The 24,264-nt window shown below is 70.5% G+C and carries 24 protein-coding genes; 9 read left to right on the top strand and 15 right to left on the bottom strand.

Annotation, left to right across the window (positions count from 1 at the left end; all coding sequences use genetic code 11):
* Window positions 1-60: 60 nt before the first annotated feature.
* Window positions 61-978, top strand: coding sequence for a 2-hydroxyacid dehydrogenase (locus LWP59_RS31570; RefSeq protein WP_144636464.1), 918 nt, complete (start codon window positions 61-63; stop codon window positions 976-978).
* Window positions 979-1,003: 25 nt separating this feature from the next.
* Window positions 1,004-1,687 carry an HAD family hydrolase gene (locus LWP59_RS31575; RefSeq protein WP_144636466.1) on the top strand — a complete coding sequence of 228 codons (684 nt, stop codon included), beginning with the start codon at window positions 1,004-1,006 and terminating at the stop codon, window positions 1,685-1,687.
* Window positions 1,688-1,805: 118 nt separating this feature from the next.
* Here LWP59_RS31575 and LWP59_RS31580 read toward each other — a convergent pair whose 3' ends face one another.
* Both LWP59_RS31580 and LWP59_RS31585 read right to left on the bottom strand, forming a co-directional pair.
* On the bottom strand, window positions 1,806-2,117 hold the full coding sequence (locus LWP59_RS31580; protein WP_144636468.1) for a HesB/IscA family protein: 312 nt from the start codon (window positions 2,115-2,117) through the stop codon (window positions 1,806-1,808).
* Between the two features lie 133 nt (window positions 2,118-2,250).
* Window positions 2,251-2,634, bottom strand: coding sequence for a hypothetical protein (locus tag LWP59_RS31585; RefSeq protein ID WP_373299631.1), 384 nt, complete (start codon window positions 2,632-2,634; stop codon window positions 2,251-2,253).
* A 135-nt stretch (window positions 2,635-2,769) separates the two neighbouring features.
* On the opposite strand from LWP59_RS31585, the gene LWP59_RS31590 reads away from it, so the two are divergent.
* Both LWP59_RS31590 and shbA read left to right on the top strand, forming a co-directional pair.
* Entirely contained in the window at window positions 2,770-3,201 is a 432-nt protein-coding gene (locus tag LWP59_RS31590; protein ID WP_144636472.1) for a GtrA family protein, read from the top strand.
* 295 nt (window positions 3,202-3,496) lie between these two features.
* A complete protein-coding gene (gene shbA, locus LWP59_RS31595) occupies window positions 3,497-4,171 on the top strand; it encodes an RNA polymerase sigma factor ShbA (protein WP_144636474.1) in 675 nt (224 codons plus the stop codon).
* Window positions 4,172-4,174: 3 nt separating this feature from the next.
* Here the strand turns inward: shbA and LWP59_RS31600 are convergent, their stop codons facing one another.
* From LWP59_RS31600 to LWP59_RS31615, 4 genes are all read right to left on the bottom strand, one after another.
* Entirely contained in the window at window positions 4,175-5,155 is a 981-nt protein-coding gene (locus LWP59_RS31600; protein ID WP_144636476.1) for a TIGR03557 family F420-dependent LLM class oxidoreductase, read from the bottom strand.
* The gene (locus tag LWP59_RS31605; RefSeq protein WP_144636478.1) at window positions 5,134-5,463 is read right to left on the bottom strand and encodes a WhiB family transcriptional regulator; all 330 of its coding nucleotides are present in this window, start codon (window positions 5,461-5,463) and stop codon (window positions 5,134-5,136) included. Before LWP59_RS31605 ends, LWP59_RS31600 begins: the two co-directional genes overlap by 22 nt.
* Window positions 5,464-5,529: 66 nt before the next feature.
* The gene (locus LWP59_RS31610; protein WP_144636480.1) at window positions 5,530-6,006 is read right to left on the bottom strand and encodes a GNAT family N-acetyltransferase; all 477 of its coding nucleotides are present in this window, start codon (window positions 6,004-6,006) and stop codon (window positions 5,530-5,532) included.
* Window positions 6,003-6,446, bottom strand: coding sequence for a MaoC family dehydratase (locus LWP59_RS31615; RefSeq protein ID WP_144636482.1), 444 nt, complete (start codon window positions 6,444-6,446; stop codon window positions 6,003-6,005). Before LWP59_RS31615 ends, LWP59_RS31610 begins: the two co-directional genes overlap by 4 nt.
* 53 nt (window positions 6,447-6,499) lie before the next feature.
* Between LWP59_RS31615 and LWP59_RS31620 the strand changes: the two genes are divergently transcribed.
* Complete coding sequence (locus LWP59_RS31620) at window positions 6,500-7,663, top strand: saccharopine dehydrogenase family protein (protein WP_144636484.1); 1,164 nt, start codon at window positions 6,500-6,502, stop codon at window positions 7,661-7,663.
* Between the two features lie 4 nt (window positions 7,664-7,667).
* Here the strand turns inward: LWP59_RS31620 and LWP59_RS31625 are convergent, their stop codons facing one another.
* Window positions 7,668-8,168, bottom strand: a complete 501-nt coding sequence (locus LWP59_RS31625) for a metallophosphoesterase family protein (RefSeq protein ID WP_144636486.1) — start codon at window positions 8,166-8,168, stop codon at window positions 7,668-7,670.
* 98 nt (window positions 8,169-8,266) lie between these two features.
* Here LWP59_RS31625 and LWP59_RS31630 point away from each other — a divergent pair, with 98 nt between their 5' ends.
* Window positions 8,267-10,048, top strand: a complete 1,782-nt coding sequence (locus tag LWP59_RS31630) for a VanW family protein (RefSeq protein WP_144636488.1) — start codon at window positions 8,267-8,269, stop codon at window positions 10,046-10,048.
* Here the strand turns inward: LWP59_RS31630 and LWP59_RS31635 are convergent.
* On the bottom strand, window positions 10,032-10,748 hold the full coding sequence (locus tag LWP59_RS31635) for a TetR/AcrR family transcriptional regulator (RefSeq protein ID WP_144636490.1): 717 nt from the start codon (window positions 10,746-10,748) through the stop codon (window positions 10,032-10,034). The two genes, LWP59_RS31630 and LWP59_RS31635, sit on opposite strands and share 17 nt — an antisense overlap.
* Before the next feature lie 190 nt (window positions 10,749-10,938).
* Between LWP59_RS31635 and LWP59_RS31640 the strand changes: the two genes are divergently transcribed.
* Window positions 10,939-11,124 carry a DUF5302 domain-containing protein gene (locus LWP59_RS31640; protein ID WP_144636492.1) on the top strand — a complete coding sequence of 62 codons (186 nt, stop codon included), beginning with the start codon at window positions 10,939-10,941 and terminating at the stop codon, window positions 11,122-11,124.
* Window positions 11,125-11,200: 76 nt separating this feature from the next.
* Here the strand turns inward: LWP59_RS31640 and LWP59_RS31645 are convergent, their stop codons facing one another.
* Both LWP59_RS31645 and LWP59_RS31650 read right to left on the bottom strand, forming a co-directional pair.
* The gene (locus LWP59_RS31645) at window positions 11,201-12,280 is read right to left on the bottom strand and encodes a Glu/Leu/Phe/Val family dehydrogenase (protein ID WP_144636494.1); all 1,080 of its coding nucleotides are present in this window, start codon (window positions 12,278-12,280) and stop codon (window positions 11,201-11,203) included.
* Between the two features lie 120 nt (window positions 12,281-12,400).
* A complete protein-coding gene (locus tag LWP59_RS31650; RefSeq protein WP_144636496.1) occupies window positions 12,401-13,126 on the bottom strand; it encodes a tryptophan 2,3-dioxygenase in 726 nt (241 codons plus the stop codon).
* A gap of 280 nt (window positions 13,127-13,406) precedes the next feature.
* On the opposite strand from LWP59_RS31650, the gene LWP59_RS31655 reads away from it, so the two are divergent.
* Window positions 13,407-15,341, top strand: coding sequence for a S53 family peptidase (locus LWP59_RS31655; RefSeq protein ID WP_144636498.1), 1,935 nt, complete (start codon window positions 13,407-13,409; stop codon window positions 15,339-15,341).
* A 53-nt stretch (window positions 15,342-15,394) separates the two neighbouring features.
* Here the strand turns inward: LWP59_RS31655 and LWP59_RS31660 are convergent, their stop codons facing one another.
* Both LWP59_RS31660 and LWP59_RS31665 read right to left on the bottom strand, forming a co-directional pair.
* On the bottom strand, window positions 15,395-16,567 hold the full coding sequence (locus LWP59_RS31660; RefSeq protein WP_229857787.1) for a cytochrome P450: 1,173 nt from the start codon (window positions 16,565-16,567) through the stop codon (window positions 15,395-15,397).
* Window positions 16,568-16,624: 57 nt separating this feature from the next.
* Window positions 16,625-19,453, bottom strand: a complete 2,829-nt coding sequence (locus LWP59_RS31665; RefSeq protein WP_144636500.1) for an FAD-binding and (Fe-S)-binding domain-containing protein — start codon at window positions 19,451-19,453, stop codon at window positions 16,625-16,627.
* Between the two features lie 80 nt (window positions 19,454-19,533).
* Between LWP59_RS31665 and LWP59_RS31670 the strand changes: the two genes are divergently transcribed.
* Window positions 19,534-20,319 carry a 2-keto-4-pentenoate hydratase gene (locus LWP59_RS31670; protein WP_144636502.1) on the top strand — a complete coding sequence of 262 codons (786 nt, stop codon included), beginning with the start codon at window positions 19,534-19,536 and terminating at the stop codon, window positions 20,317-20,319.
* Here LWP59_RS31670 and LWP59_RS31675 read toward each other — a convergent pair.
* The 3 genes from LWP59_RS31675 to LWP59_RS31685 are packed head-to-tail and all read right to left on the bottom strand — an operon-like array spanning window position 20,297 to window position 23,723.
* Window positions 20,297-22,354: a phage holin family protein gene (locus LWP59_RS31675; RefSeq protein WP_144636504.1), complete on the bottom strand. Its 2,058-nt coding sequence runs from the start codon at window positions 22,352-22,354 to the stop codon at window positions 20,297-20,299. The two genes, LWP59_RS31670 and LWP59_RS31675, sit on opposite strands and share 23 nt — an antisense overlap.
* Entirely contained in the window at window positions 22,351-22,965 is a 615-nt protein-coding gene (locus LWP59_RS31680; RefSeq protein ID WP_144636506.1) for a DedA family protein, read from the bottom strand. Before LWP59_RS31680 ends, LWP59_RS31675 begins: the two co-directional genes overlap by 4 nt.
* Complete coding sequence (locus LWP59_RS31685) at window positions 22,962-23,723, bottom strand: MBL fold metallo-hydrolase (RefSeq protein WP_144636669.1); 762 nt, start codon at window positions 23,721-23,723, stop codon at window positions 22,962-22,964. The genes LWP59_RS31680 and LWP59_RS31685 overlap by 4 nt, the downstream gene beginning before the upstream one ends.
* Between the last annotated feature and the right edge of the window lie 541 nt (window positions 23,724-24,264).

A 24,264-nucleotide genomic window follows, 5' to 3' on the forward strand; every position in this document is an offset into this window, starting at 1 on the left:
CACAAGTTCTCGATAAGAACGTACTTGTTCGGCGGCCCCGACGCAAGGGAAGGTGGTGCCATGCGGATCGTGGTCACGAGGCGGGTACCCGAGGCGGCACTGGTGGAACTCCGGGCACTGGGCGAGGTCTGGGTGTCGCCGGAGGACCGCCCGCTCACCCCGGATGAGCTGCGGAAAGCCGTCGAAGGCGCCTCGGCGGTCGTGAGCATGCTGCACGACCGGATCGACGCCTCGGTGGCCGAAGCCGCGGGCCCCGGCCTCCGTGTGGTGGCAAACGTAGCGGTGGGGTACGACAACATCGACGTGCCGGCACTCGCCGAACGGGGGATCGCGGTGACGAACACGCCGGACGTGCTCACCGACGCCACCGCCGACCTCGCCTTCGGGCTGCTACTGGCGCTCACCCGCCGGATCGCCGAGGGCGACCGCCTGCTGCGCGCCCGCAAACCGTGGTCGTTCCACCTCGGCTTCATGCTCGGCAGTGGGTTGCAGGCGAAGACATTGGGCATCATCGGGCCGGGGAAGATCGGCCACGCGATGGCGAAGCGGGCCGAGGCCTTCGGCATGCACGTTGTCTACAGTGGACGGAACGATCCGGTGGAGGACCTGCTCCGGGTCGCCGACGTCGTGTCGCTGCACTGCCCGCTCACGCCCGGCACGCGGCATCTCATCGACGCCGCCGCACTCAAGCTGATGAAGCCGAGCGCGGTGCTCATCAACACCACGCGCGGACCGGTGGTGGACGAGGCGGCGCTCGCCGACGCGCTGCTCTCGCGCCGGATCGCCGGGGCCGGGCTCGACGTGTTCGAGCACGAACCCGACGTCGAGCCGCGCCTGCTCGAACTGGACAACGTCGTGCTCACGCCCCACCTCGGTTCCGCCACCGTGGAGACCCGGACCGAAATGGCCCTGCTCGCAGCCGACAACGTCACCGCGGTCCTCACCGGCGCGGAGCCGTTAAATCCGGTGCACCACTGATTGGTACGGAAGTACAGTTTTATCCGTGCGACAGACCCTCATCTTCGACGCCGACGACACCCTCTGGGAGAACAACGTCGTCTTCGAGCGCGTGATCGACGACTACCTCGACTGGCTCGCGCATCCGACCCTCGACCGCGCGGAGCTGCGGTCGATCCTCGACGACATCGAGCGCGCGAACGCGGCCGCGCACGGCTACGGCACCAAGGTCTTCCTGCGCAGCCTGCACGAGTGCGTGGCGCGACTGCGGGAGCGGCCGACGACGGAGCACGAGGAACGCCGGATCCTCGAACTGGCCGACCAGCTCGTCAACCACGAGATCGAGCTGATCCCCGGCGTCGCCGAGACGCTCGACGAGCTCGCCGCGCGGCACGACCTGTTGCTGCTGACCAAGGGTGACGACGAGGAGCAGCAGCGCAAGATCGACGCCTCCGACCTCGACCAGCACTTCGCGAGCGTGCACATCGTGCGCGAGAAGGACACCGGCACCTACCGGCAGCTGGTCGAGGAGCACTCCCTGCGCCCGGAGCGGGCCTGGATGATCGGCAACTCGCCGAAGTCGGACATCGTCCCCGCGCGCCGGGCCGGCCTCAACGCCGTGTACATCCCGAACGAGAGCACCTGGGTTCTCGAACACGACGTGGTCGACCCCGCGGACGACCGGGTGCTGCACCTGACGCGCTTCCCGGACCTGCTCGCCCACTTCTGAACCGGAAAGGCCGGCTCCCGCACCCAGGGGAGCCGGCCTTCCGTCGTTCGTCCTGGCGGCGGACCATCAGCACGCACCGCCGCGGGTTCTGAGGTGACTTCTCGCGAGGAGAACCTCGTCAGACGCCGGTCGGTCCCTCGGGCGAGGGCATCACGGCGAAGTTCAGCTGGCCCTGGTCGTCCTGCTGGACGTCGAGAACCTTGTCGTCGAGGAACTGGGCGGCCTGCGGCTCCAGGAACACCCGGGCCCCGGCGTCGGTGCCGAGCACCTGGTCGCCGGCCTCCGGCTGCTCGGCCACGGACAGCGCCAGCTGCGCGCCCGCGTCCTGCTGAGCCTGCACCGCGAAGCGGAGCCCACCGGTCTCCTGCTTGCCTTCCTGAGCGGTCAGCGCGCTGATCGCTTCGGCGGCGGCATCGGTCATAGCGAGCATGATCTTTCATCCCTTCGGTTACGTGCGCTCGTAGTCCCGACGGTAGGGGTCTCGGAATGGTCACGCGCGGTGACACCGGCAGCTTTTGCCGAAAACCCGCCGTTTGCCCAGGCCACGCCGGACGTGACCGATGTCACTTCGGCTCGGTCGGCGGGGTCCGGTAGATCTCCGCGACCGAACCGCCCGGCTTGTCCGCGTTCTGGTCCTCCTCCACCGAGGGCTCGCCCGCCGCCGTCGCGTCGTCGATTACCAGGGCCTCTGCCTGGCCCCGCCACTCGTCGAGGTTCTCGTCGCCGTTGAGCGGGCGGTCGGGGTCCTCGGGCTGGACATCGGCGCGCTCCTGGCGCAACCGGTCGTCCAGCGGTTCGCCCTCGCGCTCCTCGTTCGGCGTGGTGCCGAAGCCGTCGGAGAAGGCGTACCGCTCGGGCGGCTCGACACCTTCCTCGAGCGGGTCGACGCGAAGCCGGTCCTCGTCCAGGTCCTCGGCGCTGTTCAGCGCCGCAGGGTCGGATTCCACGGAATCGGGTACAGGGTGACCATGCGCCTCACTCATGGGTTGGCGATACCCGAGCCTCCGACCAGGCAAACCCCGAGATCAAGGTCACTCGCTTGTACAGTGCAAGAAGTTGCTGATGCTAGGTAAATTACGGGTATGACCACCGCGCAGTGGAGCGGGCAGCGGGTCGAGCACCGGCTCGATGCGACACACCCCCTGGTCTGGTACCTCGTCGCAGGTGCGGTGACCACGGGCCTGCAGGAGCTCATCTTCCTCGCCGCACGCCCCGTCATCGAGTCCGTCGCGGCGAACGTCGTGGCGATCGCGGTGACGACGCTGGCCAACACCGAGTTCCACCGCCGCGTCACCTTCGCGCACATGCGGCCCTCGCCGCTGAAGCTGCACCTGCAGTCGCTGGGCACCTTCGCCTTCTACGCCGGCTACGGGTCGGTCGTGCTGGTGTTGCTCCAAGCGATCGTGCACGCACCCTCGGCGACGCTCGAAGCGGTGGTGCTTGCGGTCACCAGTACTATTGGTGGAGCCTTACGATTCGTGGTCCTTCGTTGGTGGGTTTTCACCACTCGCTGATGGCCCATCGACAGGTCACGGAGAGATGTCACTTGTGCGCGAAACCTGCATGGAAATGCATGGAGTGACCGTCCGGGAATCGTTTGTGAGCAGCCTGCTGCTGCAAATGGGGTATCTCTCCGACTTATCTTGTTGAAATCTGGACTGCTGAACACCCGCCGCTTACGATTACGCTCAGTCGCATCGAGAGCGGGTCGGCAGGGACCAAATGGGAGTGTCCGCTCACCGAGAGTGACAGACGTGGGCCCCGACGGCGACCGGTCGTAGGGTCGCCATTGTCGTTGGGGAGCCGACTATGAAAACCGATGTCCCGCCTGTCTCTACCGTGCCCGCCGAAGCGGCGGTGCCTGGATTCACCACTCCGCAGTCGTTTCCGCGTGGTCCCGCCTCGCGGTTGACCAAGGAGGAGCTCGACCCGGCAGTCAAGGAAGCCGCAACTGGGGACCCCGCTGCTATCGCGAGGCTGATCGGCATGATCACGCCGGTGGCCGTGCGGTACTGCCGGGCCCGCCTCGGCGGCCGCGACCTGTCCTACCTGTCCGCGGACGACGTGGCGCAGGAGGTCTGCCTGGCGGTGCTGCACGCACTGCCGAACTACCAGGACCGCGGCGGCTCGTTCCTCTACCTGGTGCACGCCATCGCGTCCAACAAGGTGGCCGACGCCTACCGGTTGGTCTCGCGCGACCGGTCCGACCCCGTGGCCGAGCTGCCCGAGCGGCCGCTGACCGACAACGAGCCGGAGAAGCGCGTCCTCGACGTGGACCTCGGGGCCCGGTTGAACAAGCTGGTCTCGACCCTGCCGCCGTTGCAGCAGGAGATCCTGACGCTGCGCCTCATCGTGGGCCTCTCCGCGAACGAGACCGCGGAGGCGCTGGGCATCTCGGCAGGCAACGTCCGGGTCACCCAGCACCGTGCGCTCACCAAACTGCGTGCCATGGTCACCCGGGACGGGGACCTGGTCGAGGACTGATCGTCAGGCGTAGGCCTTGTGCAGCGCGGGCAGCAGGTCCGACGAGGCGAACTCGAAGAACCCGTCCTGCTGGTCGCCGCCGATCTGAACCAGTGCCAGGTCGGTGAACCCGGCGTCGGCGAACGGCTTGACCGCTTCGACGATGGCGTCGACGTCGGATCCACACGGGATCGACTCGGCCACGTCGGCCTGCTTCACGTACTGGGTCGCACCCGCGAAGGCCGACGTGCCCGGCAGTTCGGCGTTGACCTTCCAGCCGCCGCTGAACCAGCGGAACTGCTCGTGGGCACGGCGCTCGGCCGCTTCGCGGTCGGTGTCGAACGACACGGGCAGCTGCGCGAACTTGCGCGTCGTGTCTTCGCGTACCTGCGCCCGCTCGCTGTCCCAGGCCTTGATCAGCTCGCCGTTGGGCTCGGTGGTGATCAGCGCGTCGGCGACCGGCGCGAACCGCTCCACCGACTGCCGGCCGGAGACCGCGAGCGCGATCGGCGTCCGGCGCTCCGGCAGGTCCCACAGCTTCGCCGAATCGACCCGGTAGTGCTTCCCGGCGAAGTTGACGTAACCGCCGTCGAACAGCTCGCCGATGATCTCCACGGCCTCGGTGAGCATCTCGTGCCGCACGTTCGCCGGCGGCCAGCCGCGGCCCACGACGTGCTCGTTGAGGTTCTCCCCCGCGCCGAGGCCCAGGATGAACCTGTCGTCCGAGAGCAGGGACACGGTCGCGGCCTTCTGCGCGACCACCGCCGGGTGGTACCGCATGGTCGGGCACGTCACGAAGCTGAGCAGCTCCACCCGGTCGGTGACCTGCGAGACCGCGCCCAGCACGCTCCACGCGTAGGGCGCGTGCCCCTGCTCGTCGAGCCAGGGCGAGTAGTGGTCGCTGGAGACCTCGAACTCGAACCCGCACTCTTCGGCGGCCTTCGCGTGCCGGACCAGATCCTTCGGCCCGGCCTGCTCGGTCATCAGCGTGTAGCCGAAACGCACTCCTGCTCCTTCGTCTCGTCCTCGAGCAGCTGCTTGCGGCGCACGATCGCCGCCCGGCGCTCGGTCTCGTCGAGGCCTCCCCAGACCCCGAACGGCTCCTCGGCGGTCAGCGCGTGGTGCCGGCACTCGACGATGACGGGGCACGACATGCAGACCCGCTTGGCCCTCGCGACCCGGTCGGCGCGCGCGAACCCGCGTTCTCCGTCAGGATGGAAGAAGACCGAGCTGTCCAGGTTCCGGCAATTGCCGTTGCGCTGCCATTCCCAGGTTTCGGCGACCGGGGTGGGCAGTCGTGACGTGTCCGCCATGTTCTGACTCCCTCGCGACGTGCTGTCGCGCCCGGGCTACCCCGGTTCATTGAGCGCTACACCTGCTCAGAGCGAGAACTTCTTCTCGTACCAGTGATCGGCGTACAACCGCTCCCCGTAGGGCGCCACCTCCCGGTACCCGTGCCGGGCGTACAGCCCCCTCGCCTCCACAAGATCACTTCTGGTGTCCAGCCGCATCACTTGTGCACCGGTTCGCAGGGCCGCGGCTTCCGCTGTCAGCAGAAGCCGCGAACCCCACCCGCGCCCGCGCGCGGCCGCCTTCACGTACATGCGCGTCAGCTCCGTGGTGTGGGCGTCGACGATCTTGACCCCGACGCAGCCGACCACCTCGCTGCCGTCGCGCGCGACGAAGAACAGGCCCGTCGGCGGGTCGAGGTGGTCGCTGGGCTCGTCCGCCAGCGCGCGGTCGATCTCCTCCGCCGTGGCCTGCCTGCCGTAGTACCGGCTGGCGACGTCGTCGATGTAGTCGCGCAACACGGCCACGGCGTCGGGATGACCGACGGCAAGCTGCGCGATGCTCACCCGCGGAGCACGAAGTTGAGGGCGATGGCGGAGAAGACGACCTCGTCGTCCTGGTTGCGCACCTCGATGAGGCTGCGCACGAGACCGCGGTCGGGCTTCGACTTCGACGGCCGCGCCTCCAGCACCTGGACCCGGATGCGCAGCTCGTCGCCGGGCCGCACGGGCTTGCGCCAGCGCAGCTCGTCGATCCCGGGACTGCCGAGGCTGGAGACCGGGGACAGGTAGTTCTCCGTCAGCAGCCGCATCATCAGCCCGGCGGTGTGCCAGCCGCTCGCGATGAGGCCGCCGAAGTGGCTCTGCGCGGCGGCTGTCGGATCCACGTGAAAGGGCTGCGGGTCGTACTTGGTGGCGAACTCGATGATCTCGGCCTCGGTCACCTTGACGCTGCCGAACTCCTGGGTCGACCCCGGCACGTAGTCCTCGAAATAGCGGTCGGTCATGGTGGACAGCTTCGCACGCGTGTCATCCACATACTCCCGGTATGGTGAGGGCCATGGCAGAGCAGCGCGGCTTCGACCTGGTCCTGTTCGGCGCGACCGGCTTCACCGGCGGCCTGACCGCCGAGTACCTCGCGCGGCACCTGCCCGAGGGCGGCCGCTGGGCGCTCGCGGGACGCAACCCCGAGAAGCTGGCGGCCATGCGCGATCGCCTCGGCCCGAGGTGGGCCGAGCTGCCGCTGCTGCACGCCGACGTCACCGATCCCAAGTCGCTCGAGGAGGTCGCGGCGTCGGCCAAGGTCGTCATCACGACCGTCGGCCCGTACCTCCTGCACGGCGAGCCGCTGGTCGCGGCGTGCGCCAAGGCCGGCACCGACTACGTGGACCTCACCGGCGAGCCGGAGTTCTTCGACCGGACCTACGTCCGCCATCACCGGACGGCCGAGCGGACCGGCGCGCGCATCGTGCACGCCTGCGGGTTCGACTCGGTCCCGCACGACCTGGGCGTCTTCTACACGGTCAAGCAACTGCCGGCGGGCGTTCCGCTGCGGATCTCCGGCCAGGTGCGCACCGGCGCGACCTTCTCCGGCGGCACCTACGCCTCGGCGCTGACGGTCTTTTCGCGGCTGCTGCCGATGGTGCGGGCGGCCCGCGAGCGGGCCCGGGCGGAGCCGAAGCCCGCCGGGCGGCGGGTGCGCGCCGAGACCGGGAAGCCGCACCGCGACCCCGGCACCGGCCGCTGGCTGGCGCCGCTGACCACGATCGACCCGCAGGTCGTCGCGTTGTCGGGACGACTGCTGGAGTCCTACGGGCCCGACTTCGGCTACAGCCACTACGTCTCGTTCAAGCGCCTGCCCACGGTGGCCGGCGCGGCCGCGGGAATGGGGGCGCTGGCGGTGCTCGCCCAGATCCCGCCGGTGCGCAGGGCGTTGTCGAACCTGCAGAAGCCGGGGTCCGGGCCGAGCGAGGAGCGGCGCGCCCGGTCGTGGTTCAAGGTGCGCTTCGTCGGCGAAGGCGGCGGGAAACGCGTGGTGACCGAGGTCGCGGGCGGCGATCCCGGCTACGACGAGACGGCCAAGATGCTCGCGGAGTCGGCGATGTGCCTGGCCTTCGACGACCTGCCGCCGACCGCGGGCCAGGTCACGACGGCCGCCGCGATGGGCGACGCACTGCTGGCCCGGCTGGTGGACGCGGGCCTGATGTTCCGGGTGGTGCTCTGAGCCGTCAGCGACGGGGCAGGCGGTGCAGCTCGACGTCGGTGAGGCGGCCCTGGTCGATGCCCGCCGTGAGGTAGGTGCAGTACGGCTGCCGGCGGCGGTCGGTGGGCGAACCGGGGTTGAGCAGCCGCATCCCGTTGTCCGCCACGGTGTCCCACGGGATGTGGCTGTGGCCGAACACCAGCACGTCGGTGTCCGGGAACGCGGCGGCGCACCGCTGCTCCCGCCCCTTCGCCGCGCCGGTCTCGTGCACGACCGCCAGGCGCAGCCCGTCCAGCTCGGCGCGGGCGACCTCGGGCAGCCGGGCCCGCAGCCCGGGGCCGTCGTTGTTGCCGTACACGCCGATCAGCCGGCGACTGCGGGCCTCGAGCTCGTCGAGCAGGCCGACCTCCACCCAGTCACCCGCGTGGATCACGAGATCGGCATCGGCGATGACCGGCCAGAGGAGTTCGGGCAGCCCGCGTGCGCGCTTGGGCACATGGGTGTCCGCGAGGATGACGAGCCGCATGCCCCAGCTGTACACACCCCCCGTCCGTGGCGCCACCGGTCGCCCGTAACCTTTCTCCCTGTTGTCCGGATTCCGCCCGTCTCTGGGAGAGTGACCCTTTGCCGCAGGAACCCGTGTGGCCCACCACCGACGCCGAGAAGACCGACATCCTCGAACCGGTCACCGACGTCATCCCCCCGGTTCAGCCGAAGCGTCCGCGCCGGGCGTTGCGCCGCGCCGGCATCGTCGCGGGCTCGGTGCTGGGCGTGTTCGTCGCGTTGTACGCGGTGGACCTGCTGGTGAGCCAGGGCAACGTGCCGCGCGGCGTGACCGTTGCGGGAGTGGACGTCGGCGGGCTGAAGCGCGCGGAGGCCGAGGAGCGGCTGCGGGACCAGATCGAGCCGCGGCTGGCGAAGCCGGTGGCCGTGCGAGCCGGTGCCGTGAACGCGACGATCGAGCCCGCCCGCGCCGGGCTGCGCCTCGACTGGGCGTCCACTTTGGACCAGGCAGGCACGCAGCCGGTCAACCCGTTCACCCGGTTCGCCTCGTTCTTCACCTCCCGCGAGGTCGGCGTGGCGACCCGGGCGGACAAGGCACAGCTTGTCAACACACTGGAGAACCTGCGCCCGCAGGTCGACCGCCACCCCGTCGAGGGCTCGATCCGGTTCGACGGCGCGACGCCGGTCCCCGTCGAACCCGAGCAGGGGCAGCAGCTGCGGGTCGACGATGCGGCGATCGCCGTGCTGACGGACTGGGCATCCGGACGCCCGGTGACGCTGCCCGTGCAGCAGACGCCGGTGGCCGTGTCGGCGGAAGCGGTCCAGACCGCGCTCGCCCAGCTGGCACAGCCCGCGGTGTCGGGACCGGTGCTGATCCACGGCGACGGCGCGGACGCGACCGTGCAGCCGGCCGCGATCGCGGCGGCGCTGCGGTTCGAGCCCGCCGAGGGCGGCACGCTCGCGATGAAGGTGGACAACGGGAAGATCGCCGAGGCGGCGGGGCCGCAGCTGAAGTCCACCGAGAAGCAGGGCAAGGACGCGCAGATCGTGTTCACCGGCGGTCGTCCGACGGTGGAGGAGTCCGTCGACGGCCGGGGCGTGGACTGGAACCCGACGCTCGAACCGTTGCCGGAGCTGCTCAAGCGGGCCGGCGAGCGCGAGCTGACGGCGAAGTACGTCGACACACCCGCGAAGGTCACCACCGAGCAGGCCAAGCAGCTGGGCATCAAGGAGGTGATCGGCGAGTTCTCGACCGGCGGGTTCGCCGCGGACTCAGGGATCAACATCCGGACGGTCGCGCAGAAGGTCGACGGAGCCATCGTCAAGCCCGGGGAAACGTTCAGCCTCAACGGTTTCACGGGTCCGCGCGGCAAGGCGCAGGGGTACGTCGAGGCCGGGGTGATCGAGAACGGGGCGCCCGGGCGCGAGGTGGGCGGCGGCATCTCGCAGTTCGCGACGACGCTGTACAACGCGTCGTACTTCGCCGGGCTGAAGGACGCCGGGCACCGCGAGCACAGCTACTACATCAGCCGCTACCCCGCCGCGCGCGAGGCGACGGTGTTCCAGAACCCGGACGGTTCGAGCGTCATCGACCTGAAGTTCACCAACGACGCGGGCACCGGCGTTGCCATCCAGACGATCTGGACGCCGTCGTCGATCACGGTGAAGTTGTGGGGCACCAAGCGGTACAACGTCGAGTCGGTGCCGGGCGAGCGGGGGAACTTCGTCGATCCGGCGCCGAAGCCGGGCCCGGCGGAGAACTGCCACGCGTCGAACGGCGCGCCGGGGTTCACCACGTCGGACACGCGGATCCTGCGCGACGCCTCGACCGGTCAGATCGTGCGCACCGACAAGCGCACGGTGCACTACAACCCGCAGCCGAAGATCATTTGCGGCGGCTGACCTCGAGCCTCGCGGCGACGCCGTCGAGACAGCGTTCGACCGAGTAGTCGAAGACATCGGCGAAGTAGGTCTCGCGGCGCACGGGGTCGGTGGCCATGGCGTGGATGTACCCGCTGAGTGCGGCGAGGCCGGGCATCGTCCGGTCGTCGCGGTGCTGGCTCCAGATGGCGAGGGTGCGTGCGCGGGCGTTGCCCTGGCTGAGCTGCTCGTCCTCGACGGAGATCAGGCCGCAGATGACGTTCGACAGGAACAGGTAGACCTCGGGGCTCTCGTCGCCGAAACCGGCGTTCTGCAGGATCCGCACGCCCCGGTCGATCGAAGGGGCGGCGGCCCAGACGGTGAGCCCGTGCACGGAGATCCGGCGGGCGACGCCCGGGTAGCGGGTCAGGACGGTGCGCAGCTCGGTGGCGAGGCGGCGGAACCAGTCGCGCCACAGCAGGTCCTCCGGAGGCAGCGGGAACATGCCGATGACCCGGTCGACGACGGCGCTCACCACGGCCTCGCGGTCGCCGACGTGGTGGTAGACGACGGCGGGATAGGCCTGCACGGCCCCGGCGAGCTGGCGCAGGGTCCAGTTCTCGAGGCCGTGATGGGCGGTCAGCTCCAGCGCGGCGGCCACGATCCCGTCCGGCGTGACGGCGGGCAGCCCCGCCGCGTCCCGCGAACGGGGCCGGCCGGGTACCGCAGGAGAGTTCGCCATGGCGCTCACCCTAGCTGGCGGGGGTGGCGTTACTGGCAGGCTGCCAGTTTCTGTGGGTAGCAGGTGGGCGCGGGTGTGCCGGCCGGGTTGCGAGGACCGAGCGGGGCGGGTGTGACGTGTGAAACCAGGTTGGCGGCGGGCCCTCCGGCGTGGAAGGCTGGGGAGCGTCGTCCGTAGCTAGGAGGCTCTCATGTCCGACCCCACGCCTTCGTCCGAGAATCCGGAGGACGACCTGAAGCGCAAGTTCCGGGAAGCGCTGGAACGCAAGCAGGCGCACACCCGCGCGGGCAACCAGTCCGACAGCGGCGGTGGCCGGAACCAGCACGCCCAGGGGCCCGCCGGCGGGAAGCGCACCTTCCGGCGCAAGTCCGGCTGACGCAGCCGGGTTTCGTGACCGGGGCAAGGGCCGTTCATCGCATACGCATGCGTGAACGGCCCTTGCCCCGTTTCCGTCAAAGCCGAGGCGTCAGGATCGTCTGCAGGCGGCCTACTTCCGACATGCGTCGCTCGGCAAGGCGGTCCGCGGCTGTCGCCGGCGGTACGCCTTCGGCTTCCGCCAACGCGAATACCGCCTTCGTCGTCTCGAAGATCGCCGTCGCCCTGCGCTTCGCGCGGGCGAAGTCGAAGCCGTGCAGTTCGTCGCTCACCTGGATGACCCCGCCGGCGTTCACGAGGTAGTCGGGCGCGTACAGGATCCCGCGATCCTCCAGCTGCTTCTCGATGTCCGGCGCCGCCAGCTGGTTGTTCGCCGCACCGCAGACGATCTCCGCCCGCAGCACCGGGACCGTCCGGTCGTTCAACGCCCCGCCCAGCGCGCACGGCGCGTACACGTCCAACGCCGAGCCGACCAGCTCGTCGGCGTCCGCGGCGACCTCGACCCCCGGGTGCGCCACCGTCACGCGCTCGATCGCCGCCGGGGACACATCGCTGATCACGACCTGCGCCCCCGCCTCGACGAGATGCCCGACGAGGATGTGCCCGACCTTCCCGACCCCGGACACGCCCACCCGGCGGCCCGCCAGCTCCGCCGAACCCCAGCGGTGCGACGCACACGCGCGCATGCCTTGGAACACCCCGAAAGCCGTCAGCACCGACGAGTCCCCAGCCCCGCCGTCATCCGGCGACCGGCCGGTCACGAACCGGGTCTCGCGCGCCACGACGTCCATGTCCGCCACATACGTGCCCACGTCGCACGCCGTGATGTAGCGCCCGGCCAGCGACTGCACGAAGCGCCCGTACGCCCGCAGCAACGCCTCGCTCTTGACCGTCGCGGGGTCGCCGATGATCACGGCCTTGCCACCGCCGAGGTCGAGCCCGGCGAGCGCGTTCTTGTAGGCCATCCCCTTCGACAGCGCCAGCACGTCGGCGACGGCGGCGTCCTCGGACTCGTAGGGGTAGAACCTGGTACCGCCGAGCGCGGGGCCCAGCGCGGTGGAGTAGACCGCGATGATCGCCTTCAGGCCGGTCGCCCGGTCCTGGCAGAACACGACCTGTTCATGGCCGCTCTCGCGGCCGAATATCCCGTCGGTCACGGTTGGGAACTCCTCATCAAGGGTGGGCGGCCGCTCGTGGCGCCGGCCCGGTTCGGTTGTGGTGAGCGCGGAAGGTCGTTCCCGCCCATCCAGCAACCTAGCGCCCCGGAAAGCCACCGACTAGAGATCGCGCCGGATCGCCCACAGCTCGGGGAACACCGGCCGGAACAGGGTGCGGCGCAGGTACTCCGACCCCGGGGAGCCGCCGGTCCCGCCCTTGTCGCCGATCGTGCGCTCGACCATCTTCACGTGCCGGTAGCGCCACTCCTGCATGCCTTCGTCGAGGTCGACCAGGTGCTCGGCGACCAGCGCGGCCCCCTCGTCGTCGGCGTACACGCGCCGCAGGTCGCCGTCATACCCCTGAGTCTTCAGGTACCCCAGGAACGACTCCCACAACGACGGCCGCGACATCGCATCGATGATCCGCCGCCGCCCCGGGCTGTCCTGCTGGTAGTGCTCGAAGGCGCCCTCGTCCCGCCGCCCGAGCACCGCCTCCAGCTCCCGGAACTGGGCGGACTGGAAGCCGCTGGCGGCGTCGAGCCGGGTGCGGAAGCTCGTGAACTGGCTGGGCGTCATCGTCTCCAGTACGTCGATCTGCGCGACGACCACCTTGAGCACGGTCAGGATCCGCCGCAGGGTGCGCACCGCCCGCGCGGTGTCGCCGTCCTCGAGCCGTTCCTGCAGGTACGCCAGCTCGTGCAGCAGCTGCTTGAACCACAGTTCGTACACCTGGTGGATGACGATGAACAGCATCTCGTCGTGCTCGTCGGAGCGTGGGCGCTGCGCGTCGAGGATCTCGTCGAGCGCGAGGTACGAGGTATAGGTGAGTGAGGCGTCGTGAGCCATGGGGTCAGGTTAGAGCCGGGGCGAGGCCCAGGCTTCACGAACAGGTGAAGGAGCTGGCTTCGAACGGGCGGACGAATTAACTTCGGCTCGACGGAGACCGAGTCGATCATTATAGCTATCAGGCCCGCCCGTTTTTACCCTTTCGGGTGATTTACCGTTTTCCCTACCATCTGCGGAAAACAGACTTATCTGTCGTCTGCGGTTTTTTCCTTCCCCTGGCCGGTTTTCGCATCTAATCTCTGCGCAGTTCCGCCTTTCACGTCAAGAGGGGAAGTCCCCAGTGCGAAGAGCCCTGACCCTGTTCGTTTCGCTCGCCCTCGCGGGTGGCGTGGCCGCCGCGGTGCCCGCCACGGCCTCCGCGCAGGGACGTGCGGTGATCCCGCTGTCCCACCCGCGCTGGGCCACGCCCCAGACGAAGGTCGCCGACGCCGCACCGTCGTCGAAGCTGAATTTCCGCGTGTACCTGTCGATGCGCGACCAGGCCGCGGCCGAGGCGACCGCGCAGTCGGTGAGCGACCCGTCGAGCAAGACCTACCGCCAGTACCTCGACCCCAACCAGGTCGTCGACCGCTTCGCCGCGAACGACGCCACCGTGAAGTCGGTGCGCGACTGGCTCGCCGGCAGCGGGTTCGCGATCGGTGACGTGCCGTCGAACAAGGCGTACGTCGAGGCGACCGGCACCGCCGACCAGGTGGAGAAGGCGTTCGCCGTCGACCTCGCCAAGTACGAGGTCGACGGCCAGGTCCTGCGGGCCGCGGACAAGGAGCTCTCCGTCCCCGCCGCGCTGGGGAACCAGGTGCTCGGCGTCGTGGGCGTCGACCAGGCCTCCCAGCTGCTCAAGCCCGAGCACACCGACGGCACCCCGAGCGACGTGCCGCCGTCGGCGGGCTTCCGCAACGCCCCGCCGTGCAGCGACTACTACGGCCAGAAGACCGACACCACCGACCCGGCCTACGCGGGCAAGAACCTGCCGTACGCGCCGTGTGGCTACAAGCCCGGCCAGCTGCGGTCGGCCTACGGCGTCGACAAGGCCGGCTCGGACGGCGCCGGCACCACGGTCGCGATCGTGGACGCCTTCGCCTCGCCGACGCTGTACTCGGACGCCTCCGAGTACGCCCGGCGCAACGACCCGGCGCACCCGCTGTCGCAGTCGCAGTTCTCGGAGAAGGTCTTCCCGACCAACCCGGACATGGAGCCGCCGGACCAGTGTGACGCCGCCGGCTGGTACGGCGAGCAGACGCTGGACGTCGAGGCCGTGCACGCGATGGCCCCGGGCGCCAAGATCCTCTACGTCGGCAGCGCCGACTGCCAGGACCAGTCGCTGGACGAGGCGCTGAACTGGATCGTCGCCGGTCACCACGCCGACATCATCAGCAACTCCTACGGCGACACGGGCGAGGACATCCCCGCCTCCGAGGTCAAGGTCTGGAACCAGATCGCGATCCAGGCCGCGCTGGAGGGCATCGGCGTCTACTTCTCCTCCGGTGACAACGGGGACGAGGTCGCCCGCCTGGGCCACCCGGCCGCCGACTTCCCCGCCTCCGGCTCGTGGGTGACCGCCGTCGGCGGCACCAGCCTCGCGGTCGGCAACGACGGCAAGAGGCTGTTCGAGACCGGCTGGGAGACCGGCAAGAGCACGCTGACCAACGGTGCGTACGTGCCCGGCCCGCCCGGGGCGTACACCAGCGGCTCCGGCGGTGGCACCAGCGTGTTGTTCGACCAGCCCTTCTACCAGAAGGGGATCGTGCCGGACGCGCTGTCCACGCAGAACCAGCACGGCAACCACAAGGGCCGCGTCGTGCCCGACATCTCGACGGTCGGTGACCCCAACACCGGCTTCCTCGTCGGCCAGACGCAGACCTTCCCGGACGGCGTGTACTACGACCAGTACCGCCTCGGCGGCACGAGCCTCTCGTCGCCGGTGCTCGCCGGGATCATGGCCGTGTCGGACAGCCTGTCGCACTTCCACCACGGGTTCGTCAACCCGCTGGCATACCAGGTCGCCTCGCACACCCCGGCGATCTCCGACGTCAAGCACGTCGACGCCGCGGTGGAACGGGTCGACTACGCCAACTCGGTGGACGCGACGGACGGGCTGATCACGTCGGCCCGGACGCTCGACTACCCGAACCTGACGATCCACACCACGGGTGGCTACGACAACGTCACCGGCCTCGGCTCGCCGAACGGCCTGGCGTTCCTGCTGCTGCCTTGACGCACCACTGAAAAGAGCCGGTCTCCCACCCGGGAGGCCGGCTCTTTTCAGTGTCACCAGGCGACGGGCATCGTGCGCGGGCCGCGTACGAGCATCTCCGTCTTCCACACCGGGTCCCCGGCCAGGCGCAGCGACGGCAGCCGGGTGACCAGCGCGCGCAGGGCTTCCTGCAGCTCCACCCTGGCCAGCGGCGCGCCGAGGCAGTGGTGGACGCCGTGCCCGAAGCCGAGGTGCTGGTTCTCCTCCCGGTCGAAACGCAGCTCCTCGGGCGCCCCGAAACGCAGGCCGTCGCGGTTCGCCGCGCCGACGGCCACCAGCACCGGCTCGCCCTGCTTCACCAGCACGCCGCCGACCTCGACGTCTTCCGCGGCGTAGCGCGGGAAGCTCGCGCCCGCGCCCAGCGGGACGAACCGCAGCAGCTCCTCGACCGCCGGCTTGACCAGCTCCGGGTCCGCGCACAGCTGCTTCCACTGCTCGGGCCGCTCCTGCAGGACGTAGACGAAGTTGGGGATCTGGCTCGCGGTCGTCTCGTGCCCGGCGATGAGGATGCCGCGGCACAGGTCGACCATCTCCAGCTCGGTCAGCCGGTCCTGCTCGTCGCGGGCGGCGATGAGGTCGGTCATCAGGTCGTCGGCGGGTTCCGCCCGCCGCTGCGCGATCAGCCCGCGCATGTAGTCGCGCAGCTCCTCCTGGTTCCTGGTGAACTCCTCGGCGGTGAGCCCGCTGGTCGACAACGCGGCGTCGCTCCACACCCGGAAACGCGGGCGGTCATCGACGGGCACGCCGAGCAGTTCGCAGATGACGGCGACGGGGATCGGCAGCGCGTAGTTCTCGACGAGGTCCACCGGGGCTCCCAGGGCGACGAGCTCGTCGAGGTAGCGCTCGGACAGCTCGCGCACGCGCGGGCGCAGCTGTTCGACCCGGCGGATCGTGAAGGCCTTCGCCACCAGGCGCCGCAGGCGGGTGTGGTCGGGCGGGTCCATCTGCAGGATGCCGCCGGGACGCACGCCGGGCGACAGTCTCGGGGCGTCCCGCTCGGCGGCCATCGCGCGGCTGAACCGCTTGTCCCCCAGGACGAAGCGGGCGTCGGCGTAACGGGTGGCCAGCCAGGCGGGCTCGCCGTAGGGCAGCTGCACGCGGATCATGCCGTCCGCGTCCCGCGCTGCCGCGTAGGCATCGTTCAGGTCGAGGCCGGCGGCCTCGTTGAAGGGATAGGCAACGGTCACTTCGCGTGTATATCGCCTCGACGCAGCGTGGGGAACCGCTATCCGGAGGACCGTCGCCTACCGAGCGGAACCCTCCGGCTCTCGCACGTCGCCGGTGGGGCGCCTGAGGGCCTGGGCGACCAGCTCGGCAAGGTGGACGGCCGTGCGGTCGGACTCCTGCGCGATCTGTGTGCGGCAGCTGAAGCCGTCCGAAATGACGACCGTGTCCGGGTCCGCTTCGCGGATCGCGGGCAGCATCCTGTCCTCGGCCACCGCGCGGGAGACGTCGTAGTGGCCGCGCTCGAAGCCGAAGTTGCCCGCGAGGCCGCAGCAGCCGGAGTCCAAAGTGGAGTTGCGGATGCCCGCCCTGGCCATCAGTCGCTCGTCGGCGGTGAAGCCGAGTTCGGCGTGCTGATGGCAGTGCACCTGGGTGACGGCGTCGATGTCCAGGTCCCCCAACGGAAGTTCGGCCTCCGCCAGCAACTCGGCGAACGTCCGCGTGCGCTCTGCCAGCAGGGCCGCTGTCTCGTCGCCGGGCATCAGGTGCCCGAGGTCGCCGCGAAACAGCGCTGTACAGCTGGGTTCGAGCCCGACGACCTCGTACCCGGCGTCGAGATACGGCTTCAGCACCGACAACGTCCGCCCCAGCACGCGCTTCGCCACGCCCAGCTGCCCCGTCGACACCCACGTCAGCCCGCAGCACACGTTCTTCTCCGGCACCACGACGTCGTACCCCGCGGCCGCCAGCACCTCGGTCGCCGCGTGCAGCACCGCGGGCGTGAGGTAGTTGTTGAACGAGTCCGGCCACAGCACGACGGGCTTGCCGCCCGAGGTCCGCTTGCGGGAACGCGTGTACGGCCGGTCGGCGAACGTCGGCAACCGCCGCTCCGCCGCGATGCCGCCGACCCGTTTGACGAGTGCGGCGATCCTCGGCCGCCGCAGCGCGGCGTTCGCGAACCTCGGCGCCACCGCGGAGAACCGCAACCACAGTGGCAGCCAGCCCATCGAGTAGTGCGACAACGGCCGGAGCCGGCCCTTGTAGTGCTGGTGCTGGAACTCGGCCTTGTACGTCGCCATGTCGACATCGACCGGGCAGTCGGACAGGCAGCCCTTGCAGGACAGGCACAGGTCGAGCGCGTCCCGCACCTCTGCCGACCGCCAGCCGTCGGTGATCAGCTCGCCGTTGATCATCTCGGCGAGCAGGTGTGCCCGGCCGCGGGTCGAGTGCTTCTCCTCGCGGGTGGCGCGGTAGCTCGGGCACATCACCCCGCCACCGCTGGTGTTGCGGCACTTGCCGACGCCGACGCACCGGCGCATGGCCTCGGCGAAACTGCCGTCGTCGTGTGGGTAGCCCAGCATCACCGGCACGTTCGCCGCGCGCAGCCGCAGATCCGCGTCGACCGGTCGTGGCCTGACCAGGATGCCGGGGTTCATCCGGTCGTCCGGGTCGAAGATGCCCTTGAACCGCTCGAACAGCGCCATCATCTCGGGGCTGTACATCCGCGGCAGCAGCTCCGAGCGGGCCTGGCCGTCGCCGTGCTCGCCCGAGAGCGATCCGCCGTGCGCGGCGATCAGGTCGGCCGCGTCCCGCAGGAACGACCGGAAGCCCGCGATCCCCGACTTCGACAGCAGGTCGAAGTCGATGCGCATGTGCAGGCAGCCCTCGCCGTAATGGCCGTACACCACGGTTTTGCGGCCGTGCCGGGCCAGCAGCTGCTTGAACTCCCGCAGGTAGGCGCCGAGCCGTTCCGGCGGCACCGCGGCGTCCTCCCAGCCGGGCCACGCCTCCGAACCGTCGGACATCCGGGTCGCCAGGCCCGCGCCTTCCTCGCGGATGCGCCACAACCGCCGCTGCGCCGCCGGATCGGTCAGCACCACGTGCGGGCGGCCCAGCCGGCGAGCCAACTCGTGAGCCCGCTGCTGCGCCTCGTCGAGGGTCTCCCCGGCCAGCTCGACCATCAGCCAGGCCCGGCCGTCGGGCAGGTCCGAGCTGCGCGCGCCGGTCAGCCCGACCAGCTCGATGTCGAGCCCTTCCACCGTGAGCGGGTTCTTCGCCAGGATCGCGGGCACGGCGTCGGCCGCGTCGATGTCGGTGTCGAAGCCGAAGACCGCCAGCGCCCGGTGCTTGGGCAGCTCGACCAGCGCCACGGTCGCGTCCAGCACGGTCACGCAGGTGCCCTCGCTGCCGACGAGCGCGCGGGCCACGTTGAACCCGTTCTCCGGCAACAGGTGTTCGAGCCCGTAACCGGAGACGCGACGGCCCCAGCCGGACAGTTCCTTGCGAAGCAGGGCGAGGTTGCCGTCCACCAGGTCGCGCAGCTCGCGGTACACCCGGCCTTCCGTGCCGGGCAAGGCCGCGCGGCGGTCGGCTTCGGACCTGGACGTGGTGCCGACGGTCAGCCGGGTGCCGTCGTAGAGCAGCACCCGCATGCTCTCCAGGTTGTCGGCGGTGCGGCCCCACGCGACGGAGTGCGAGCCGCACGCGTTGTTGCCGATCATGCCGCCGATCGTGCAGCGGCTGTGCGTGGACGGGTCCGGGCCGAACCGCAGCCCGTGCGGCGCGGCGACGGCCTGCAGGTCGTCGAGCACGGTGCCGGGCGCCACCCGTGCGGTGCGGGCCTGGGCGTCCAGCTCGAGCACTCCGCGCAGGTGCCGGGAGGTGTCCAGGACCAGACCGGGCCCGCAGGCGTTGCCCGCGATGCTGGTGCCGCCACCGCGGGCGATCACCGGCGCCCCGGCCGCACGGCAGGCGGCGACCGCGGCGACCACGTCGTCGGCCGTCCTCGGCAGGACCACGCCCAGCGGTGCGTGCCGGTAGTTGGAGGCGTCCGTGGTGTACAGCGCGAGACTGCCGGCGTCGAACGCCGCGTCCTGCCCGGTCAGAAGCTCACGAAGGGTGTCCCGCACACCCTCATTGAAACACCCCGCGTGCCGCCCACCGGGACGCCGGTCTTGCCCGCGCGACCCGGCGCGGCTTAGCTGGGGCCATGGAAACTCAAGCGGTGCGGGACGCCTCCGCACGCCTGCTGCTCGCCTACGACAAGGGCGAGCCGATGGCGCCGGTGATCGAGTCGTTCCCCGAGGCGACGGTCGCCGACGCCTACCGGATCCAGCAGGAGCAGGTGCGGGAGTGGGTCGCGGGCGGCGACGTGGTCAAGGGGCACAAGGTCGGCCTCGCGTCGCGGGCCATGCAGGAGCAGATGGGCGTCGACCAGCCGGACTACGGGCATCTGCTGGCGGGCATGTTCCACCTCGAGCACCAGCCCATCGATGCCGGGTCGTTCCTGCAGCCGCGGATCGAGCCGGAGATCGCGTTCGTCCTCGGGCGCAGGCTGACCGGCCCGGGCGTGACGGTCGCGGACGCGATCCGGGCGGTGGACTTCGTGGTGCCCGCGCTGGAGATCGTGGCGTCGCGGATCACCGACTGGAAGATCTCCATCGTGGACACCATCGCGGACAACGCGTCCTCGGGTGGCGTGGTGCTGGGCAGCAAGCCGACCGCACTGTCCGATGTGGACCTACGGCTGGTCGGCTGCACGCTTCAGCTCGGGGGTGAGCTGGTGGCCACCGGCGCGGGCGCGGCGGTACTCGGTTCGCCGATCAACGCCCTCGTGTGGCTCGCGAACACGATCGGCCCGCTGGGCATCGACCTGGAGCCGGGCCACGTGGTCCTGCCGGGCTCGATGACCCGCGCCTACCCGGTACGGGCCGGGGACACGGTGGTCGCGGACATGGGTGCGCTGGGCACGGTCACGGCTGTGTTTGCGGAATAGCCTCCTCCGCCTGCGCCGCCGGTTCCGGGTGGCCCAGCTTCGTCAGCCACAGGCGGAACAGCTTGTGCAGCGCCTCGGCGCCGACGAGGTCGCCCGGTGGTTCGAACTCGCGCGGGTGGATGAGGAAGCCGCGTTCCTGCGGACCACCGAAGCCGCCGTGGGAGCCCACGTGCGGCTCGAACGGGGAAGCCTCGTCGGTCTCCGGGTCGTAGTTGCTGTTGATCATGATGTCCGCGCAGTGCGGGAACGAGTCCACGCGCTTGATCAGCTCCGCGGCGTGCGGACCGAGGCGCAGCATCGGATCCTCCCCCACGACGAACCCGCTCTCCAGCCGGTGCAGCCCGTCCCGGCCCAGCACGACCGGGCCGAACTCCTTGCTGCGCACCAGCATGAACCCGACCCCGGCGTGGTCCACCAGCGCCGGCAGCAACTCCGGGTACTCGCGTTCGATCGTCTCCAGCTCGACCCGGCCCTCGTGGTCGGTGAACGACACCATCGCGATGTGCCCGGAGACCGTCACCACCACGCCCGGCGCCACCCGCGTCACCTCGCCCGGGCCCGTGCGGTCCGTCGTGGGCCGGTGCTCGATGCGGCCCGCCTTCCGCGCCCGGGCACGCAGCCGCTGCGCGATCGGCCCGCCCCCGGACGCCACCTCGGCCTCCGGGGTGGGACCGCCGCACAACCGGCCGACCAGCTCCTCGACCGACTCGCCGAACCGGTCGGCGAAGGCCCAGCCCTGCGTCTGCCCGTGGTCCGACAGCACCACCAGGTGGTAGCGCCGCGGCGCGAGCTTCGCCGCCCGGTGCAGCCGCCCGATCTGCTGGTCGATCGCCCGCAGCACGGCCAGCGAGTCGAACCGCTCGATCCCGGAGTGGTGTGCGACCTCGTCGTAGCCCAGGAAGTCCGCGTACACCACCGAACGGCCCGCGAGCATGTCCTCCAGTACCGCCGACACGACCACGTCGCGGGCGATCACCGTGGTGCCCGGCCGCGCGATCGGGTACAGCCCACCGCGCTTGACCCGCGGCCGTACCCCGGCGCGCCGCTGCTTCGCCGCCGCGGACAGCTCGCGGGCGACGTCCATCAGTGCCGAGCCGAGGGTGTGCACCGCGTTGACCGGGTTCGCGAAGTACGCGTAGTAGCCCGCGCCCACCCTGTCCTTGTGCCGGCGCCGCAAACCCTTGGGCAGCAACACCGACACCGCGCTCATCGTCAGGCTGTAGTGCGGGGCGTCGCCGGTGAACAGGTTGCCGTGGCTCGCCCCGTCGACAGCCAGCAACCCGCGCCCGTCGGAGTGACGGCGCTCGATCTCCGCCGCGTCCCGCGGGTGCGCGCACGCCATCACGTGGTCGCGGTCCTTTTCGTACCAACGGAAGCCGAGGATGTCGTAGTTCGAGCCGTGCAGGATCCCGCTCACGCTGGCGCCGGTCTGCGAGCTCCAGTCGGTCTGCCACTTCGCGAGCTTGTGACTGTCGGCGGCGAGCCAGCGCGCGAGGGTCGGCATGTCCCCGTCGCGCACGGCGCGGCGCACGACGTCGTAGCCGAGGCCGTCGACCTGCAGGAAGATCACGCCCGGCGGCTGGTCGGCCAGGTGCTCGGGGCTGCGGCGGCTGCGCCGGACGGCGCGGCGGAAGAAGATCTCGTCCTCGTCGATCGCGAGCAGGCTGCTGACCAGCGCGTTCACCACGGAGATGCCGAGCACGACCAGGACCGCCGTGCGCAGCCCGTCCACCTCGACGCCGGGCACCGCGGCCAGTGCGGCGAAGGCGCCCGCGCCCAGCAGCAGGAAGCTGCCGATGCCGAGGGTGAACAGCGCCAGCGGCAGCGCGACCCGCAGCACCAGCGGCCACACCACGCTGGTGAGCAGCGACAGCAGCAGCGCGCACACGATCGGCTGCCACCACCGGGGCATCGAGAACCCGTCGAGCAGCAGGTCGAGGCCGTGCAGCGCGAGCGCGACGGTCAGCAGGACCAGCGTCACCCTGGCGATCGTGCGGCCACGCCGCAGCAGGCGCCCCCGTTCGGCCTCGGTCATGAGTCCACCTTGTCTTCCGCGCGGGCCGCCGCCCGCTCCCGGCGCCATCTCGCCACCAGGTTCAGCACCACGGTCACCAGCAGGACCAGCACCGCGGCGAGCACGGTGGCGATCAGCGGCGAGTCGAAGATCCCGCCGCTCAGCACGCCGAGGAGCGCGTACGCGACCGCCCACAGCACGCACGCGGCCAGCGTGGCGGGCAGCAGCCGCCGCCACGGGTAGGAGACCGCCCCGGCCGCGAGCAGCACCGGGATCCGGCCCGCCGGCACGAGCCGCCCGACGACGATCAGCTGCCAGCCGCGTTTGTCGAACCGCCCGCGCGCGCTCACCAGCCGGTCCGGCCGCTGCCCACGGGCGAGCCAGCGGACCGCGGCGTCGCTGCCGAGGCGGGCGACCGCGAACGTCGCGGTGTCGCCGATCGCGGCGGCGAGCGTGGCCTGCAGCAGCACCAGCGGCAACGACAGGTGCGGGGTCGTCATGGCGACCGCCGCGGCGGCGCCGACAAGCGCCCCGGTGGGCACGATCGGCACGATGGATCCGATGAGGACGCCCAGGAACAGCGTGGGATAGCCGATCGACGACGTGTCCGACCAGTTGAGTGCGAGCGTCACCGGGTCACCTCGGGCAGTTCGACGTGTTCCCCGGGCTGGGTGACGAGCACCTCGGTGTGTGCCGCGGCCGCGGCGGCGAACAGGCGCGGCGGTTCGACGAGCAGGCGGCGCATCTTCTTCGTGCGCGCGAGCCCCGGCACGGCGAGCGTGCCCCAGTGCACCGGGACGGTGACGGACGGCCTGATCAGCCGGGCGGCCTCCGCGGCGCGGGCCGGGTCGAGGTGGCCGGGGCCGAGGCTGGGTCCCCAGCCCCACACCGGCAGCAGCGCGACGTCGACAGCTCGTAGTTCCGCCATGGCCGGGTACAGGTCGGTGTCGCCCGCGACGTAGACGCGACGGCCGCCGGCCTCCACGAGATGACCGACCGCGGGCGCGTGCGGCCCGTGCGTGAACCGCGGTCCCCAGCGGTGCGCGGCGTGATCCGCGTGCAGCGCCGTGACCTTCAGTTCGCCGTCCTCGAGCCGCTCGCCCACCGCGAGCTCGTCCACCCGCGGGAAACCCCGGCGCCGCAACCAGTCCCCCGCGCCGCGGGGCACGACGATCCGGATGTCCGGGCCGAGCAGCCGCAGCGACGGCAGGTGCAGGTGGTCGCCGTGCAGATGGGAGATGAGCACGAGATCGGTACCGGCCCAGGATTCCGGCGGCAACGGCGGCACGACCCGCCTGAGGCCACCGATGTTGCCGGTGAGCACGGGATCGGTGAGCACCACCCGGCCAGCTGTCTCCAGACGGACTGTCGAGTGGCCGAGGAAGCGCATGACCAGTCCGTCCACTCCGTCATTATCCACAAGCCGCACGTAACCGGACGCCGCGCGGAAGGCGCGCCGGACAGTGGCTTGAGTAACACTACGGTTACCGGACTACTTGCGCCGGATGCCGGAAAAAGGCCCGCACAGAGCGGACCAGAGGGTGTTCGGCCTGGTCAGCCGGGTGTCAGGGGCGGATGACGAAGCAAGGTCAACAGTCAACGCTCACGTGGCATTTCCCACGTGGCGCCGTCGACGTATGTCGATAACAGCCAATTCACACTACTGTCATAAGACCGGCCAACCCGGGAGTAACAACTGCGCCGTGGAAACGGGTCCACCACACCGTGGTTCCGCCGGCGCACAGCAAACCGAACGCCCAACGACGTGCACACCGACGACCACGCGGCCACCCGCTGATGTGTGGCCGGGCGATGGGCCCTGCCCAGATGCGCATCGCCCGAAGTTCCTCTCTCGACTGACCATCGCGGCCCGGGACCACGCCGTTAGCCAGGTCTGCCAGACCTGCACGATCGGATGAACCGTGCCGCCG

Origin of the sequence: Amycolatopsis acidiphila (assembly GCF_021391495.1) — a bacterium.
Classification (GTDB): Bacteria; Actinomycetota; Actinomycetes; order Mycobacteriales; family Pseudonocardiaceae; genus Amycolatopsis_E; species Amycolatopsis_E acidiphila.

Coding starts and splice junctions, on each gene's coding strand:
- LWP59_RS31570 (WP_144636464.1), top strand. CDS start 61: ATGCGGATCGTGGTCACGAGGCGGGTACCCGAGGCGGCACTGGTGGAA.
- LWP59_RS31580 (WP_144636468.1), bottom strand. CDS start 2,117: ATGCTCGCTATGACCGATGCCGCCGCCGAAGCGATCAGCGCGCTGACC.
- LWP59_RS31590 (WP_144636472.1), top strand. CDS start 2,770: ATGACCACCGCGCAGTGGAGCGGGCAGCGGGTCGAGCACCGGCTCGAT.
- shbA (WP_144636474.1), top strand. CDS start 3,497: ATGAAAACCGATGTCCCGCCTGTCTCTACCGTGCCCGCCGAAGCGGCG.
- LWP59_RS31605 (WP_144636478.1), bottom strand. CDS start 5,463: ATGGCGGACACGTCACGACTGCCCACCCCGGTCGCCGAAACCTGGGAA.
- LWP59_RS31615 (WP_144636482.1), bottom strand. CDS start 6,446: ATGACCGACCGCTATTTCGAGGACTACGTGCCGGGGTCGACCCAGGAG.
- LWP59_RS31620 (WP_144636484.1), top strand. CDS start 6,500: ATGGCAGAGCAGCGCGGCTTCGACCTGGTCCTGTTCGGCGCGACCGGC.
- LWP59_RS31625 (WP_144636486.1), bottom strand. CDS start 8,168: ATGCGGCTCGTCATCCTCGCGGACACCCATGTGCCCAAGCGCGCACGC.
- LWP59_RS31635 (WP_144636490.1), bottom strand. CDS start 10,748: ATGGCGAACTCTCCTGCGGTACCCGGCCGGCCCCGTTCGCGGGACGCG.
- LWP59_RS31640 (WP_144636492.1), top strand. CDS start 10,939: ATGTCCGACCCCACGCCTTCGTCCGAGAATCCGGAGGACGACCTGAAG.
- LWP59_RS31650 (WP_144636496.1), bottom strand. CDS start 13,126: ATGGCTCACGACGCCTCACTCACCTATACCTCGTACCTCGCGCTCGAC.
- LWP59_RS31670 (WP_144636502.1), top strand. CDS start 19,534: ATGGAAACTCAAGCGGTGCGGGACGCCTCCGCACGCCTGCTGCTCGCC.
- LWP59_RS31675 (WP_144636504.1), bottom strand. CDS start 22,354: ATGACCGAGGCCGAACGGGGGCGCCTGCTGCGGCGTGGCCGCACGATC.
- LWP59_RS31685 (WP_144636669.1), bottom strand. CDS start 23,723: ATGCGCTTCCTCGGCCACTCGACAGTCCGTCTGGAGACAGCTGGCCGG.